A 15,494-nucleotide genomic window follows, 5' to 3' on the forward strand; every position below is an offset into this window, starting at 1 on the left:
CGCCGTCACCATCGAATAGGTTTCTTCGGCTTGGGTGGGGTTAAACGCCCGGAAGGTGTTTGACCCTTCACCGTCTTCAAACAAGGTGTTTTCTACCGTTGCACCGTGAATGGCACACAGCAGCGCTCCACCTAAGATACCCGCCACTCCCATCATGTGGAAGGGGTTAAGTGTCCAGTTGTGGAATCCTTGGAAGAACAGCAAGAAGCGGAAGATTCCGGCGACGCCGAAGCTCGGAGCAAAGAACCAAGAGGATTGCCCCAAGGGATACATCAAGAATACGCTGACAAATACCGCGATCGGTCCACTAAAGGCAATCGCGTTGTAAGGACGAATGCCCACGACGCGGGAAATTTCAAATTGCCGCAGCATGAAGCCAATTAAGCCAAATGCACCGTGCAGGGCGGTAAATGTCCAAAGCCCACCGATTTGACACCAACGGGTGAAGTCGCCTTGGGCTTCAGGTCCCCACAGTAGCAGTAGGGAATGACCGAAGGTGTCAGCGGGGGTGGAAACCGCCACAGTCAGGAAGTTACAGCCTTCCAAGTAGGAAGACGCTAAACCGTGGGTATACCAAGATGTCACAAAAGTTGTACCCGTCAGCCAAGCTCCAACCGCCAAGTAGGCGCAAGGGAGCAGGAGTAGACCTGACCAACCGATGAATACAAAGCGATCGCGCTTTAGCCAGTCATCGAGTGCGTCAAACCATCCTCTTTGGCTGGGAGCGCGTCCGACAGCTATTGTCATAACGTGTAGATCTCCAATAATTTATAAGTACGAAAGAAAAGCATTCTCACTCGGTCAACCGATTCAGGCTGTGCCTAAGCAGATAATTGACCCGATTGTGAGTAAAGTTTACTTTTCTTTACGGTCTTGAACTTATCTTAAAAGAAATTTTCAAATTTTGCCACTGTTATTCGTCATTTGTCATTTGTCATTCGTCATTCGTCATTCGTCATTTGTCCTTCCCCAGCTCCCCCAGCTCCCCCAGCTTCCCCAGCTCCCCTAGCTTCCCCAGCTTCCCCAGCTCCCCCAGCTCCCCCACCCCTCCGCACCCCTCCGCACCCCATCTCCCTCATCTGTGCCAACTCCCGTCTAAGATAGGTAGAGTATCGCGCTTGAGAGTAGCATGTTCACGATTGACTTGACTTTGAAAAACACGCCCTTCCCCTTATCCGTGCAACGGAAGTCAGCAGAAGCGGCGGAAGAAACTTACCAGGAAATTATGAAAGCAATGAGTTCGGGTAAACCTGAGTTCATGGAACTGACGTGTGAACACCAGTCCGATAAGAAAATTGGCGTTCTCACCAATGAGATCAGTGCGGTGATGATTTCTCAGAAATCTGGTGCTGTGGGGGCAGGGCGTACACCCGGTTTCTTTGCCTTAGCTGAAGAACAACAGTAATCACCAACGTCATGGTTCAAACCGCAATTACGGTACAGGATCTATGCTTCAGTTGGTCTAGTGGAGCATCGGTTTTAGACGCTTGCTCTCTAGAAGTTCCCAAGGGTGAGTTTTGGATGCTCTTGGGGACAAATGGCAGTGGTAAATCAACATTGTTGCGGTTGCTGGCTGGATTATTGTCACCTGATTCGGGTGAGATACAGATTTCGGGACTCATGGGATTTGTCTTCCAAAATCCTGACCATCAGCTGGTTATGCCGACAGTCGGTGCAGATGTGGCGTTTGGATTAGTCGAGGAGAAACTTTCGATCGCACAAGTTCGCGCCCGAGTCACCGAAGCCTTAGCCGCTGTCAATCTGCTGGATTTACAACGACGCCCGATTTATGCGCTGAGTGGGGGACAAAAGCAGCGTATTGCTATTGCGGGTGCGATCGCGCGTCAGTCTGAGATCCTTTTATTGGATGAGCCAACAGCTTTGCTAGATCCCGATACTCAGTTAGATCTGGTGGCTCAAGTCCAGCGCTTGGTCAAAAGTCGTGGGTTAACCGCCCTTTGGGTGACTCATCGGTTGGAAGAGTTGAACTACTGCGACGGCGCATTTTTGCTGGAAAATGGTCGGGTGGTAGCACAGGGAGAACCGGAGCGACTCAAGCAACGGCTTCTGGGTGAGACAAAAATGTCATCATAAATTAATATAAAGAGGAGATTGAGAAAAATTAACAAAAAATATTAAATTAACCTTGAAAAATGCCCTCTCCCCCACCCCAGGTTACTTTACTGGTTGATGGTTATAACATCATCGGCACCGAGTCGAGTTTGACCAAGACGCGCGATCGCCATGGACTATTGGCGGCGCGGCAAGAATTAGTTGAGGTTTTAATTAACTATAGCGCCTTTCGGGGCTATAAAACTAAAATCGTCTTTGATGCTCACTATCAACCGACTGGAACGCGCCACGAAAATATAACTCCCCATGTATCAATCTGTTATACAGACTTTGGGCAGACCGCCGATAGCTACATCGAAAAATTTTGTGCGGCTGTTCGCAGTAAACCGAAGCTGTTCAAGCAACGATTAATCGTCGCAACTTCAGATCGGGCGCAACAGCTAACCGTTACTGGGTATGGGGCAGAATGGATGTCCTCGCAACAGTTAATTAGCGATGTTCATTGCACAAGTCGTCGAGTACGCCGCCGACAGCGATCACCCAAACAATCTCGCGGTCGTTTTTTAATGCATTCCCTTGACAAATCGGCACAACAACGGTTATCTCAATGGCGTCAGGGTATTCGCTGATACAGGGAAGCGTCGCTCCCTCTTGAATTATTAACAAATCAATGTAGCTATTCAGAGGCTGTCTCGAAAAAGGTTGTTTGGGACGCCGATAGAACTCATTGGCACAAACAATTAGGCATGAACATTACTCAAGATAATGGAATAGAACCCAAGTCGCCAAAAAGACACCAGCTCATCCCGGCTATTCTCAATTCTTTAGACGAGGTGGTTTGGTCAGCGTCAGCCCAGACTTATAAGCTACTGTATATTAATCGAGCTGCCGAGACCATTTTTGGCAGAACCCTTTGTGAACTGTATGATCAAGCAACTCTATGGCAGTTGATGATTCATCCCGATGATCGCCAGCGAGTTCAGCAGACGTTTCAGAGTTTAGTAGAAAGCGGTAATCAAGCCGTAGAATACAGAATTGTCCGACCTGATGGGGAGGTACGTTGGATACACAATCGCGTCTGTGCGATCGCGGATGAGACAGGTACTGTGATTCGGATTGATGGGATTGCCAGGGATATTACCCAACGTAAACAAATCGAAGCCCAACTCTGTCCCGAAAACGACCTACTCCAGGGCATCATGCAAACCAGTGTCGCCGCAATTAACGTCGTTGATGCTCACGGTAACATTATCTTTGCCAACGCGCGATCGCAGCAAGTCCTCGGTTTAACTCAATCCGAATTAGTCGAACGTCGATACAACTCTCCCACTTGGCAGATTACTGATTTTCAAGGTGGACCCTTTCCAGAGGAACAACTACCATTCCAACAGGTGATGGTCACAGGTCAACCGGTTTTCGATGTCCAGCACGCGATTGAATGGGCAGATGGAACCCGTAAATACCTTTCAATTAATGGCGCCCCCTTAAAAGATGCCGATGGAGTTATCACCCATATTGTTTTCTCGATTACTGATATTAGTCACCGCAAACACGTAGAAGAACAGTTATGCCACGATGCTTTACATGATAGCTTAACCAGCTTACCGAATCGTACTCTATTTATGGAGCGGGTTAACCATGCCATTAAATTAGCAAAACGAAATCAGGATTATTTATTTGCGGTTCTGTTTCTGGATTTGGATCGCTTTAAAGTAGTGAATGATAGCTTGGGGCATGATGTCGGGGATAAACTCCTAATTGCCACCGCCCGTCAGCTAGAAAAGTGTGTACGCACCACTGACACTGTTGCCCATTTAAGTGGCGATGAATTTACAATTCTCCTCGAAGATATCAAAGATATTAAAGATGCCACTCGTGTAGCTGAGCGGATTCAGGCAACCTTAAAATCCCCCTTTCATCTGAATAATCATGAGGTATTTACGAGTGCTAGTATTGGCATTGCCCTCAGTTCTACAGGATATGAGCGCAGCGAAGATATCTTGCGGGATGCTGATATTGCCATGTATCGGGCAAAAGAACTCGGCAAAGCCCGTCATGAAATCTTTGATAAAATTATGCATGCTCGCGCCCTAGAATTATTGACCTTGGAAAATGATTTGCGACGAGCATTGGAACGGCAGGAATTTGAAGTTTATTATCAACCGATCACCTCATTAGTAACAGGGACGCTAACTGGATTTGAAGCACTGGTACGTTGGCGACATCCAGAACGAGGGTTAGTCTCTCCAGTCGAGTTTATCCCAGTTGCTGAAGATACTGGACTGATTATTTCTCTGGGAGAGTGGGTACTCTATGAAGCTTGTCGTCAACTGCGGATGTGGCAAACCCAATTCCCCACACCAGAGCCATTGAAAATTAGTGTTAATTTATCGGGTAAACAGATTAAGGAGCCGGATCTAATTGAGCAAATTGATCATATTTTAGCAGAAACAGGGTTAGATGGTAGTTTTTTGAAGCTAGAAATTACGGAAAGTGTCTTAATGGAAAACGCTGAAACAGTCACCAAGATGCTGCTGCAATTGAGAGCGAGAAATATACAGTTGTCAGTGGATGACTTCGGCACGGGATATTCGTCCTTAAGTTACTTACACAGATTTCCCGTGAATACCCTTAAAATTGACCGTTCTTTTGTTAGCCAAATGAATCAGCAAAATCGCAACGCTGAGATTATTAGAACGATTATTACTCTAGCTCATAGTTTAAGAATGGATGTCATTGCTGAAGGGGTCGAAACTCCAGAACAATTGACGGAATTGAAACTACTAAACTGCGAACAAGGACAAGGGTATTTATTTTCTAGACCGTTAACCAAGGAAGCAGCCGGACTTTTATTAAATGGCATTCCTCAATGGTAATTTATTTTATATTCTATTCGTTATAGTATTTTTGTTTGAGGCTTAAAATTGGCGTTTAGCGTAAAAGAAAGCAGGGAACAGGGAACAGTAGCAATGTATTTCTGGCATTTTTATTACTATAAAAAATCTACTATTAATTTTCATTGCAAATTATTCAAAAGCGCTATAAATTAAGGCAATTCCCATGAATACGAAGGCAATAAAAAAAGTAGTTCCCCCTATAAAAGACAATATAATAGCCATTACGTTTTCATCCCATTGAAAAATAAAACCTAGTCCAGCAATTAAAATTAAAAAAGCAAAGCCAAAAGCGACAGAAGCCATAGCCAAGCCCATCCAAAATGATATGGGATCAGTTGTCTCATTTTTTTTGTCCTGATCCAATTCATCTCCAAATAAATCTGTATTTGGGGAGTTATCATTAAACTCAAAATAGGCATAATTTAAAGACAAATTGATAGTTTTATTTAATACATTATTTGTCGTAATGAAACTAGAGTTTAGAGAAGAAGACAGGGGAGCTTTCAAAGAAAATACAACAATAGCTAATATTAAAATTGCTTTAAATAGAAATGATTTATTAAGCTTCATGAATTTCACCATTAATCAAGCTATTTTAACTTGGGATTACCTTAAGTAAGCCCAACCAAATTTAGAATGTATTAAGTTTTTTTCAATGCCTCTCAAACCTTGACAACGAATTAATCTAAGAATTGGTTAACTCTCCTATCCTGATTCCACAGTAATTGAGACAAAATTCGGGCAATATTCGCCGCATCGTCAACACCACGATGGTGTGTGCCTTGTAACGACAGTTTGAGCAAAAACAGGGCTTTTAACATACCAACTTCCTTCTGTAACGAATGAGCCAGCGCCAACCATGTCTTCACATTAATATGTCGCGAGTCAAACGGATACTCAACGCCAAAGGATTGACATTGTTTTTGAAATTGATTTTTATCATACTCCCCATAACTCGCCCAAACTCGTTGATGGGATAAATAGCGTTTTTGGAGACGTTCACAGGCTTGAGCAAAGGACATGCCTTGCTCCACTTGTTCCTGAGTTAATGTCGTTAGCTCAGTACAGAATTCACTCACCGTTGAGCGTGCTGGTTTAACCAAGATACTCTCTGTCTTAACAGCGGAATGCGAATGGCAATCCAGCAGACAAACCCCAATTTCGATAATTTCGCTTTCTTGTCCCGGTGGAGGTTTGCCTTGCCAACACGTCGCTTCGACATCAATAACCAGAATTTGGTCAATTTTTCTAGACATGGTTCTGCTGCTTCTCAGATTCCCTAACCAGCGCAGGTTGTGAAGTTAGAGGTTGTGTCCAAAGCGTTATCAGTCAAACCCGCCTCTACAACCTGGCTTACTTTGCTTTATTATGTATGTTTTAAGCAAATTTCATCATAAACGCCCTCAGACGCTAAGATGGGACTAATTTAACTTAACCGACATTTGAGATTTTAGAGACATTGCTATCTGAGCCACTGATTTCTACCAAATTTCCTGGTGATATATTCAAACTCGCCAATGGGTTAACCGTCATTCACCAGCATTTACCTGCAACACCTGTCGTTGTGGTTGATGTCTGGGTGAGGGCTGGGGCAATTGTCGAACCCGATGAATGGTGCGGGATGGCTCATTTTTTAGAACACATGATTTTCAAAGGGACACAGCGACTGGTTCCCGGTGCATTTGATCAGGTGATTGAACGTCATGGGGGGCTGACAAATGCGGCGACTAGCCACGATTATGCCCATTTCTTTATTACCACCGCCGCACAATACCTTGACGAAACCTTACCCCCGTTAGCGGACTTACTGTTATCGCCAGCGATTCCGGACATCGAATTTGATCGCGAACGGGATGTGGTACTAGAAGAAATTCGCTCCTGTTACGACAATCCTGACTGGTTAGGTTTTCAGGCACTCTCAGAAATAATATACCAATATCACCCCTATAGGCGCTCGGTTTTGGGTAGCGAAGAACAATTGAGGGCGCACACGTCTCAGCAGATGCGCCGTTTCCACGCCAATCACTACCAACCGGAGAATATGACAGTGGTGATTATTGGCGGGGTAGAACAAGAATCAGCGCTAAATTTAGTCAATCAGTCTTTTGCCTCGTTTCCGACTCCCAGTGATTATCCCCAATTCATCGCCGAAGCCGAACCCCCGATGACTGAGATTCGGCGTCAGGAACTGTATTTACCCCGAATTGAACAAGCCCGCCTATTTATGGCTTGGGTTGGACCCGGTGTGGATCAGTTAAAAGATGCTTATGGTTTAGATTTACTTTCGGTATTATTAGCCGATGGACGCTCATCCCGGTTAGTGAGACAATTGCGGGAAGAAGAACGACTGGTTCAAAATATTGGCAGTGGTTTTTCACTCCAGCGGGATTCGAGCTTGTTTACCATCAGCGCCTATCTTGATCCTGAGCATTTAGAACAAGTCGAAGCCTTGATTTGCCAGCATCTATTAGACCTACAGCAGACACCGATATCCTCTGAAGAAATCCGTCGCTGTCAGCGATTATTGTGTAATGACTATATTTTTTCTACCGAAGCTGCTGGTCAAATAGCTGGATTGTATGGCTATTACAACACGATCGCATCCGCAGAATTAGCTGTCACCTATCCCGTGCAAATTCAACGACTGACTCCCGTAGACTTGATGCACTTAGCGCAGCGTTATCTTTCTCCTTATCACTATGCCGTAACTGTTCTCAAACCCGTGAGTGAAGATTTGCTGATGGGAGAATTATTTTGAGAGACGCGCCATGGCGCGTCTCTACATGGTGCGTCTGTAGGGGCGGGTTTGACGACTATCGTTTCTTATCCTTACCCAGATGCAACTAAACCCGCCCCGACCGAGTTTTGAATGTTGAATGTTTTAAATTATCGATTATGCCTTCTAGTCTAACTGCCTCACCCCAACAGTCCATTATCCATCGCACGGTTTTAGATAATGGCATTGTCGTTATCGCTATCGAGAATTCAGCCGCTGATATTATTGCCTCACGCCTATTTTTTCGCACGGGTAGCCAACGAGAACCACGAGATAAGGCGGGATTAACCCATCTCCTAGCGGCGGTTTTGACCAAAGGAACCCAAGACCTGACCTCAATTGAAATCGCCGAACGAGTCGAATCAGTCGGCGCTCAACTGAATACAGATGCCGCCACGGATTACTTTTTATTATCGCTGAAAACGGTATCCTCCGACTGGCTGGATATGTTAACCCTAGCGGGGCAGATTTTGCGATCGCCTAGTTTCCCGGAAACTGAGGTAGAATTGGAACGCTATCTAACGATTCAGGATATTCGTTCCCAAAAAGAGCAACCGTTTAGCGTTGCCTTTGAGCAGTTGCGACAGGCATTATATCAGGATCACCCCTATGCTGTCTCTGTATTGGGTACGGAAGCCACGGTTTCTGAATTGTTACCGACAGATTTAAAAGACTATCATCAAACCTATTTCCGCCCGGATAACCTAGTGATTAGTGTCGCCGGTCGAATTTCACCGGAAGCCGCCGTACAGCAGATTGAACAAGTCTTTGGGGATTGGCAACCGCCCTCAACTCCCTTACCAACACCCACATTACCCTTAATTACCCCTCAGCCTTGCCACGTTGTCACCCCTCAGGAAACCCAACAATCGGTGGTAATGCTGGGGTATTTAGCCTCATCGGTTACTGATCCAGATTATGGGGCGCTAAAACTACTGAATACTTATCTAGGAAATGGGCTTTCGAGTCGCTTATTTGTGGAATTGCGGGAAAAACGAGGATTAGCTTATGATGTTTCGGCGTTTTACCCCACGCGCCAGTGTGATTCCCTATTTGTGACGTATATGGGAACCGCCCCAGAAAATACAGTAATCGCGATGGAGGGATTGCGGACAGAAGTAGAACGCCTTTGCAGTTTCAGGTTGAGTGAAGCGGAACTCCAAGCGGCTAAAAATAAACTTTTGGGTCAATATGCTTTAGGGAAACAAACTAATGCTCAACTTGCCCAGATTTATGGCTGGTATGAGACCCTAGGATTGGGAATTGAGTTTGATCTGAAGTTTCAGCAGCAGATTGCCCAAGTCACGCCAGAGATGGCACAAGCGGCGGCACAGCGTTTCTTTGGGGAACCTTATATTTCTTTAGTCGGTCCGAGTGAAGCGATTAACCAGATCGTTTAAGATCTGACATTGAGATCCCCGACAACTCCTACGAAGTCGGGGATCTGTACTAGTGAAGTACCCTAACTTGCTTCGCTGAAGTTAGGGCTTCTAACTTAGCTAAACAATGACGGTCTTATTCGTCTTCAGGGTTTCCCGTTTCATCCGCCAACGCCTCTAAAGGTTGCCCTCCATTGGTCTTACAAGGGCGTCAACAGGCAGCCGTCCGCCTTCCGCAGACAGTGATATTTTGTTAGTCCGCTTGATTTTCGCGGTTTGTGGTTGTAGAGACGCGCTTTTGAAGCGTCTGTACTAACCGAGTAATGCCATTGGGCATCTTGCGCTATTCTTTTGGAGGACGCTAAAAAGCGAACGGTGGTCGAGTTCCGAGCCGCGCAAGGACTACATCTCTATCACACCTAGCCCAGCCATCTGTCTTCCCATGCATTACCATGTAGACCTAGGAGGGTTGCTGCCATTATAGCGCTAAAAGTATTTGGAAATCTTCATACTTCCGATTTCCCGCTGTCCATCCTCACCCTACTGACGTTGAGGGTGAGGACTTCCGCGCCTACGTTAATTCGATACATGTTTGAGGATAGTCACCGGACCGGCGTCTTTGAGACTCTGCATTTGCTGGGAATTGCGAACCAACAGCGCCCCGGCAAAGCCAAGTGAATTTATTGAAATCGACTCAAACTCTTCTTGCGATCGCGGCACAAGCAGCATCCATTCTCGTGTAGCTAGCAGGTTGTAGGGGGCGGATTGTTTGAGTCCCTCGTGGGGTATACCTACAGCATCCAAAAGCCTGTGATAAGCGTCCAGAGTGGCTTTGGCGGCAACGTTTGGCGTGTCTATCCAACCAGGATTGAATCGCGTTAGGGCATGAACAAATGGAAAGCTGGGTATTGTACCAATGGAATCCTGGAAATGAGCCGATGCGATCGCGGGTTCGATGGGTAGCTTGGATGTCTCCGGTGTGAAGGGTAAAGGGACAAGCTGTAAATGTTTGTGTCGCTGACTCGCACCCGCTATTTTGCCGCCGTTATAGAAGACTAAACCATCAATTTCCGCTAAACCTGCCCACATTGCCTGAAAATCGGATAATGTTAGCCAATTATCCTGGTCTTCATACTCGCGGGTGACGATGAGGAGGTGATAATCAACTACGTTGAATTTATTTAACAGACACAGGTGAGTATCGGAAATATTAGCCACGAATAAATCTTCCTCGTAAGGGAGAAAGGGGTTAAAGTCAGCTTTTTTCTTCTGCTGCTGCTTCTTGGCTTTGGCTTTGCGATCCAGGTTAGAGACAATCCGCACCAGAAAGCGAATCCCATCCTGTTCGACGAACTCATACTCCGTTGCGATCGGTTGCAGTGCGCCGCATTCGAGGGCGTGTTCAGTTGTCTTTTGAACCGTTGACCATAATGTACCCGGTTTTAGGGTGAGTGTTTTCTGTTCAGTGGGTTTTTCTTCGGGCATAGTCAATTGTTATATCAGCCGTATGCGAATCCAATCTAGACGATCTGATGAATTTTGCCCAGAAATCGAGCGTTTCACCATCAAAAACCGTAATCAGTAATCAGCCATACTTTAGAGAGAGATCCCCGACTTGTTGAAGAAGTCGGGGATCTAAAAGTCGGAGATCTAGAAATCGGGGATCTGGTACATTAACTAATCGCCATAGGAGATTTGAGAATTGAGATTTCGGATTTGCTTACGAAAGGCTCGTAGGGCAGGACTTCTACCAATCGTGCTACTTTGGGTGAGAACGTCTGCTACGAGGTCTAAAATCGGTAGTCCTGGGAATGTGGGACTGGTGGAAACTGACTGATATTGTCCTGATTGTAAGGTATAAATCTTCAGTTCGCCGCGATCGCACAGCCAAAGTTCTGGCACTGCTAAGCTAATGTAACTCTCCATCTGAGTTTTCGAGGTGACATCCACTTCAATAGCCAGATCGGGCGGTGGATCAACTGATAAATCGATGCGCTCTTTACCCACCATGACTTGATGATTTTGGATGTAGAAGCATTCATCTGGTTCAATGCCGTAACCCATCTCTTGACGTTTGAAGGTGGTTGAACCAAAGCATTCACAGTCTATTTCTACTTCTTCTAATATAATTTTGACTAGATCACCAATAATCGATTTTTCTCGCTCATGTTTGGGTAGTGGCATCCGGATTTCTAATGTTTTCTGGCTGTAGGCAATTCGAGCGGTGCGTTTTTCACCCAACTCGTTCAAGATTTGTTCAAATTCTGACCAATCGACATCATGGATCAGCAATCGTTGACCGGGGGGTACGTCGAGTTGTCGGAGTTGAAGCGTGACCATGATGCAAAATCTAAACCTCTATCTTCTAGTTTAAGTAGTCGGGGTCGATTATTTGAACAGCCGTCAAGAAAATACCCAAGTATTTCTGCCGTACTGTTTAGGGAGCGATCGCGCTTATAATTCAGATCATGGGGAAGCCGTATCAGACCAATGAGCAACCATCCAGATTTTGACCAATACGACTATCACGTTCTTCAAGAGCTAAGACGCAACCGCGAAGCCGGACGCATTACTTACTTGGCACAAGCCCTCAACTCAGACCAAAAGGCTGTGATCAAAGAGTTTCGCTTTGCCCTAGCCGATGCTAGTTGGTCAGGCTATAAAGCCTATCAACGGGAGATTGAAGTTTTGCAACAACTGGATCATCCCCGCATTCCTCGTTATTTAGATTCCTTTGAAACACTACAAGGCTTTTGCCTAGTGCAGGAGTATAAAAATGCGCCATCTTTAGCCGAACGACGTAGCTTTACTCCCGAGCAGATTCAGCAAATAGCGGTGTCAGTCTTAGAAATATTAGTTTATTTGCAACAGCGCGTTCCGCCAATGCTCCATCGGGATATCAAACCCGAAAATATCCTGGTAGACAAGTATTTGAATGCTTATTTGGTAGATTTTGGCTTGGCTAGGATTGGGGGTGAGCAAATGGCGCTCAGTAGCGTAGCGGCGGGAACTCTGGGATTTATGCCACCGGAGGAACAGTTTGGACGTCCCCTGACAGAGGCTTCTGACCTTTATAGTTTAGGAGTAACGTTATTTTGCTTACTCACAGGCACGCGATCGCTCAATATCAGTAATTTAATTGATGATAACTATCGGTTTGATATCAAGAAATTAGTTCCCCAACTCAATCCTAGCTTTATCGCCTGGTTGGAGAAGATGATAGCACCGAATGTGAAACAGCGCTTCCAGAATGCAGAGGTTGCGTTGGAGGCGCTTAAGTCAAAACGGTGGGTTGGTAAGGCTGATCGCGTCGAGAATTTAGTCGGTGTGATCAAAGGGAGAACGCTCACTTATATTGTGGGGTTAGCCACCTTGGGTATTGTCGCCGGGGTGGGAACAACTGTTATCACTCCTCAGCCAGAGAAGCAGTTGCTGGAGTCTCAACCAGAGAAGCAGTTGCTAGAAAGAAACAGATGTCTAGGATGTAATCTGCAGGGTGCTGACTTAGAGTATGCTAACCTGACGGGTGCTGGACTTGGGAATGCCAACCTCAAAGATGCCAACCTGAAGAGAGCTGGACTCGGGCATGCCAACCTTAAAGATGCCAACCTGGAGGGTGCTAACTTGGCGAGTGCTAACTTGGCGAGTGCTAACCTTAAAGATGCTAACTTGGAGGGTGCTAACTTAGCGGGTGCTAATTTGATAAACACCTCTTTAGAGGGAGCCAACCTCAAAGGTGCCAATTTGATGGCTACCAACCTCCAGTATGCCATCCTTTGGGATGCTAACCTAGAGGGTGCTGATCTGACTAATGCTAACCTGGCAGTTGCCCACTTAGGGAATGCTGATCTGGAGTATGCCAACTTGCTGGATGCTAACCTCAAAGGTGCTAACCTCAAAGGTGCCAATCTCAAAGGTGCGATTATGCCTGATGGAACCCAACATCCATAGATGAGATGTGTGTCGCAAGAAGGGTAATTTATAAGCAAGTGTTTTGGCTGTCTTGTCAACGTTTTGAGACATAAAATTTGTGCATTGCTCCTATCGTTTCATTCCTCCCAAATACAACACCGACCTTGCTGCGCGATCATCTCATGAGAACTTCTGTTGATGCCAGATGCTGTAATATAACCGGGTATTGCCCCAGACAAAAGGACACATCGACTTATAATTATGCAACCTACTACTAATAACTTAATGGGAAAAGTTAAAACGACCCTAGTTATCACTAATCGTATTGATCAAGCTAATGCCGAAGATGGTCTGATTCCTGCTGATCGAGTGCGCTCTATCACCTTAACTAACGTTTTAGTCGATACGGGAGCCACAACCTTGTGTCTACCTAAATCTATCATTAATCAGTTAGGATTAAAACTCCTTAAAGAAGTCGATGTCGCCACAGCTACGGGAATTGGCAAAGCGAGAATCTTTCAAGATGCCAAAATCTCTCTGTTGGGACGAGAAGGAACATTTGAATGTTTGGAACTTCCAGGAGGAAGTGATCCCTTACTAGGTGTTATCCCACTGGAAGCATTGGGAATTGAACTGGACTTGAAAAATCAAACCTTAAAACTATTACCCATTAGCCCAACTGAAACCTATTTTACCATCCTTTAAGTAGCTGCAATTGTTAGTAAAGCCTTGAGAATCAAACAAAGGTACGTTGCGCCTATGTCAAGATGTCTTGGTTAGGGTTAAAAAGGCAAGTTGTAGATTTTTGTATTACTTATTCTCCATTTTATTCGCTTTCCAGTACCTCCTGTAATTGTAAAGCCAGCAAGGGAAGATTATTTTTAATCGCTCTCCAAATTATCTCTAATTCTACCTGGAAGTATTCATGAAAAATAATATTTCGCATATCCCCCATCAATCGCCAAGGTATCTGGGGGTAGCGAGATTGAATTTCAGGGGGAATATTTCTAGCCGCCTCACCAATAATACCAAAGTCGTAGAGGACAGCTTTAATAATAGTTCTGTTTACCATGAAATCTTCAAATTCCATTCCCTCTGTCCTTTGTAAAATTTCGGCAATGGATTGCAGAATATCTTGAATGCGTAGCTGCCAATCTCTAGAAGGCACGGATGACATCCTTTAGTACAGGTTCCCGCAAATGTTCCCTTAACGCCTTCTGGGTACCCATATCTACAGAACACCCCAAAATATCTTCTAAATAAAGTCGCACGGCTATGAATTCAAATAGTCCCACTGGTCGATTAAACTCTACCAAGAAGTCTACATCACTATCTGGACGAGCTTCATCCCGTGCTACTGAACCAAATAACTCCAGGGACTTTACGCCCATCTCCTGTAACTGTTCTCGGTGTGCCGTAATAATTGCGATTACTTCATCCCTTTTCATCATGGATTTAAGTCAAATGGCACGGACTCATACCATTATACCAAATTCATCTAAATAACTAACCTCAAATAACTAAATAGATATCTCTGGACTATAAACATCTCCTTTCAAAGGATTAGTTATAAGAATCTCAACTTTAAAGCGAAAGTAAGCTAAAATTTACTGGCGTGACTCTTTGAACCCGTTTTAACGGGTTTTAGCTTTTAGCCCGTAGACGCGGAGCGGCTTCTCGAAGAGTACTTTAGTTCAGGGCTTTAGTTCAGGACTTATTGATCGATTGATTATACCAAAAAAATGCCAATGACTAATAATTATTCTGCTATACCATTCGAGCTTTTACTCATTACTGACAAAGCCGCTTGTCATCGGGCAGGTCGAACTGTAGAACAAACTCTAACAAGTCTCCTAAACGACATTAATTCTCGGCGTATTGCTATACTTATCCGTGACAAAAAAGCGACGATTTCAGAGATTGCTACCCTAATTAGTAACTTGAAGCCGTTAACTGACTCGACGGGTGTATTGTTGCTCGTACACAGCTATCCTCAATTAGCATTAGAATACAATCTAGCGGGAGTTCATCTATCATCAACGACGGCTATTGAACCTGTACGTCAACAACTTCCACCTGAGATGCTTATAGGAGTCTCGCGTCATGGAACCGACGCACTGGATCAGAATGACATTGGTTTGGCTGACTATGCTACGATTAGTCCAGTTTACTCCCCTCTGTCAAAACCGGAGGATCAGCGCAACACATTAGGTTTACAGGGATTGAGAGATAGCGTTAGGCGCAGTTATCGCCCATTAGTCGCCCTTGGTGGAATTGAACCAGGGCGAGTGAGTGCTGCGATCGCACAAGGGGCACAAGCCGTTGCTGTCATTGGTGCGGTGATGGGGGCAGAAAATCCGGCGAGTGTGGTTCAATTATTACTTCAGGAGGATGCTCATCGGGCAACAAAACCACGATTTAGAGGATTGACTTTGTAGAGAGATGTTCCGCTAAAAC

At 45.2% G+C, this 15,494-nt stretch carries 17 protein-coding genes; 9 read left to right on the top strand and 8 right to left on the bottom strand.

Annotated elements, in window-relative coordinates; translation table 11 throughout:
* Together RID53_RS03360 and RID53_RS03365 are read right to left on the bottom strand one after the other, a co-directional pair.
* Positions 1–747: photosystem II D2 protein (photosystem q(a) protein) (locus RID53_RS03360; RefSeq protein WP_446386633.1), on the bottom strand; the 747-nt coding region annotated here is incomplete at its 3' end.
* 194 nt (positions 748–941) lie between these two features.
* The gene (locus RID53_RS03365) at positions 942–1,079 is read right to left on the bottom strand and encodes a hypothetical protein (RefSeq protein ID WP_446386771.1); all 138 of its coding nucleotides are present in this window, start codon (positions 1,077–1,079) and stop codon (positions 942–944) included.
* 50 nt (positions 1,080–1,129) lie between these two features.
* Between RID53_RS03365 and RID53_RS03370 the strand changes: the two genes are divergently transcribed.
* The 4 genes from RID53_RS03370 (at position 1,130) to RID53_RS03385 (ending at position 4,949) form a co-directional block, all read left to right on the top strand.
* Positions 1,130–1,405 (top strand): hypothetical protein, encoded by a 276-nt coding sequence (locus RID53_RS03370; RefSeq protein WP_006106524.1) that lies wholly within the window; start codon positions 1,130–1,132, stop codon positions 1,403–1,405.
* Between the two features lie 11 nt (positions 1,406–1,416).
* Positions 1,417–2,094: an energy-coupling factor ABC transporter ATP-binding protein gene (locus tag RID53_RS03375; protein ID WP_446378641.1), complete on the top strand. Its 678-nt coding sequence runs from the start codon at positions 1,417–1,419 to the stop codon at positions 2,092–2,094.
* A 59-nt stretch (positions 2,095–2,153) separates the two neighbouring features.
* Entirely contained in the window at positions 2,154–2,702 is a 549-nt protein-coding gene (locus RID53_RS03380) for an NYN domain-containing protein (protein WP_446386772.1), read from the top strand.
* A 117-nt stretch (positions 2,703–2,819) separates the two neighbouring features.
* A complete protein-coding gene (locus RID53_RS03385; protein ID WP_446386773.1) occupies positions 2,820–4,949 on the top strand; it encodes a putative bifunctional diguanylate cyclase/phosphodiesterase in 2,130 nt (709 codons plus the stop codon).
* A gap of 150 nt (positions 4,950–5,099) precedes the next feature.
* Here the strand turns inward: RID53_RS03385 and RID53_RS03390 are convergent, their stop codons facing one another.
* Together RID53_RS03390 and RID53_RS03395 are read right to left on the bottom strand one after the other, a co-directional pair.
* The gene (locus RID53_RS03390; RefSeq protein ID WP_446386774.1) at positions 5,100–5,540 is read right to left on the bottom strand and encodes a hypothetical protein; all 441 of its coding nucleotides are present in this window, start codon (positions 5,538–5,540) and stop codon (positions 5,100–5,102) included.
* A 110-nt stretch (positions 5,541–5,650) separates the two neighbouring features.
* The gene (locus tag RID53_RS03395) at positions 5,651–6,226 is read right to left on the bottom strand and encodes an exonuclease domain-containing protein (protein ID WP_446386775.1); all 576 of its coding nucleotides are present in this window, start codon (positions 6,224–6,226) and stop codon (positions 5,651–5,653) included.
* A 203-nt stretch (positions 6,227–6,429) separates the two neighbouring features.
* Between RID53_RS03395 and RID53_RS03400 the strand changes: the two genes are divergently transcribed.
* Together RID53_RS03400 and RID53_RS03405 are read left to right on the top strand one after the other, a co-directional pair.
* Positions 6,430–7,728: a M16 family metallopeptidase gene (locus RID53_RS03400; protein WP_446386776.1), complete on the top strand. Its 1,299-nt coding sequence runs from the start codon at positions 6,430–6,432 to the stop codon at positions 7,726–7,728.
* Between the two features lie 137 nt (positions 7,729–7,865).
* A complete protein-coding gene (locus tag RID53_RS03405; protein WP_446386777.1) occupies positions 7,866–9,146 on the top strand; it encodes a M16 family metallopeptidase in 1,281 nt (426 codons plus the stop codon).
* A gap of 555 nt (positions 9,147–9,701) precedes the next feature.
* Here RID53_RS03405 and RID53_RS03410 read toward each other — a convergent pair.
* Complete coding sequence (locus RID53_RS03410) at positions 9,702–10,610, bottom strand: ATP adenylyltransferase family protein (protein ID WP_446386778.1); 909 nt, start codon at positions 10,608–10,610, stop codon at positions 9,702–9,704.
* Positions 10,611–10,802: 192 nt separating this feature from the next.
* The gene (locus tag RID53_RS03415; RefSeq protein ID WP_446386779.1) at positions 10,803–11,465 is read right to left on the bottom strand and encodes a Uma2 family endonuclease; all 663 of its coding nucleotides are present in this window, start codon (positions 11,463–11,465) and stop codon (positions 10,803–10,805) included.
* A 150-nt stretch (positions 11,466–11,615) separates the two neighbouring features.
* Here RID53_RS03415 and RID53_RS03420 point away from each other — a divergent pair, with 150 nt between their 5' ends.
* Positions 11,616–13,076, top strand: coding sequence for a pentapeptide repeat-containing protein (locus tag RID53_RS03420; protein ID WP_446386780.1), 1,461 nt, complete (start codon positions 11,616–11,618; stop codon positions 13,074–13,076).
* Between the two features lie 222 nt (positions 13,077–13,298).
* Positions 13,299–13,742: a retroviral-like aspartic protease family protein gene (locus tag RID53_RS03425; RefSeq protein WP_446386781.1), complete on the top strand. Its 444-nt coding sequence runs from the start codon at positions 13,299–13,301 to the stop codon at positions 13,740–13,742.
* Positions 13,743–13,863: 121 nt separating this feature from the next.
* Here RID53_RS03425 and RID53_RS03430 read toward each other — a convergent pair whose 3' ends face one another.
* Positions 13,864–14,205, bottom strand: coding sequence for a HepT-like ribonuclease domain-containing protein (locus RID53_RS03430; protein WP_446386782.1), 342 nt, complete (start codon positions 14,203–14,205; stop codon positions 13,864–13,866).
* Positions 14,195–14,485, bottom strand: a complete 291-nt coding sequence (locus tag RID53_RS03435; RefSeq protein ID WP_446386783.1) for a nucleotidyltransferase family protein — start codon at positions 14,483–14,485, stop codon at positions 14,195–14,197. The genes RID53_RS03430 and RID53_RS03435 overlap by 11 nt, the downstream gene beginning before the upstream one ends.
* A gap of 300 nt (positions 14,486–14,785) precedes the next feature.
* On the opposite strand from RID53_RS03435, the gene RID53_RS03440 reads away from it, so the two are divergent.
* Positions 14,786–15,475: a thiamine phosphate synthase gene (locus RID53_RS03440; RefSeq protein WP_446386784.1), complete on the top strand. Its 690-nt coding sequence runs from the start codon at positions 14,786–14,788 to the stop codon at positions 15,473–15,475.
* The last annotated feature ends 19 nt before the right edge of the window (positions 15,476–15,494 follow it).

It is taken from the genome of Coleofasciculus sp. B1-GNL1-01 (assembly GCF_040220235.1).
In the GTDB taxonomy this organism is placed as follows: domain Bacteria; phylum Cyanobacteriota; class Cyanobacteriia; order Cyanobacteriales; family Coleofasciculaceae; genus Coleofasciculus.

Excerpts from the sequence above, each read along its gene's own strand:
- RID53_RS03365 (WP_446386771.1), bottom strand. The coding sequence starts at position 1,079 with ATGAGGGAGATGGGGTGCGGAGGGGTGCGGAGGGGTGGGGGAGCTGGG.
- RID53_RS03370 (WP_006106524.1), top strand. The coding sequence starts at position 1,130 with ATGTTCACGATTGACTTGACTTTGAAAAACACGCCCTTCCCCTTATCC.
- RID53_RS03375 (WP_446378641.1), top strand. The coding sequence starts at position 1,417 with ATGGTTCAAACCGCAATTACGGTACAGGATCTATGCTTCAGTTGGTCT.
- RID53_RS03380 (WP_446386772.1), top strand. The coding sequence starts at position 2,154 with ATGCCCTCTCCCCCACCCCAGGTTACTTTACTGGTTGATGGTTATAAC.
- RID53_RS03385 (WP_446386773.1), top strand. The coding sequence starts at position 2,820 with ATGAACATTACTCAAGATAATGGAATAGAACCCAAGTCGCCAAAAAGA.
- RID53_RS03390 (WP_446386774.1), bottom strand. The coding sequence starts at position 5,540 with ATGAAGCTTAATAAATCATTTCTATTTAAAGCAATTTTAATATTAGCT.
- RID53_RS03395 (WP_446386775.1), bottom strand. The coding sequence starts at position 6,226 with ATGTCTAGAAAAATTGACCAAATTCTGGTTATTGATGTCGAAGCGACG.
- RID53_RS03405 (WP_446386777.1), top strand. The coding sequence starts at position 7,866 with ATGCCTTCTAGTCTAACTGCCTCACCCCAACAGTCCATTATCCATCGC.
- RID53_RS03410 (WP_446386778.1), bottom strand. The coding sequence starts at position 10,610 with ATGCCCGAAGAAAAACCCACTGAACAGAAAACACTCACCCTAAAACCG.
- RID53_RS03415 (WP_446386779.1), bottom strand. The coding sequence starts at position 11,465 with ATGGTCACGCTTCAACTCCGACAACTCGACGTACCCCCCGGTCAACGA.
- RID53_RS03420 (WP_446386780.1), top strand. The coding sequence starts at position 11,616 with ATGAGCAACCATCCAGATTTTGACCAATACGACTATCACGTTCTTCAA.
- RID53_RS03425 (WP_446386781.1), top strand. The coding sequence starts at position 13,299 with ATGCAACCTACTACTAATAACTTAATGGGAAAAGTTAAAACGACCCTA.
- RID53_RS03435 (WP_446386783.1), bottom strand. The coding sequence starts at position 14,485 with ATGAAAAGGGATGAAGTAATCGCAATTATTACGGCACACCGAGAACAG.
- RID53_RS03440 (WP_446386784.1), top strand. The coding sequence starts at position 14,786 with ATGACTAATAATTATTCTGCTATACCATTCGAGCTTTTACTCATTACT.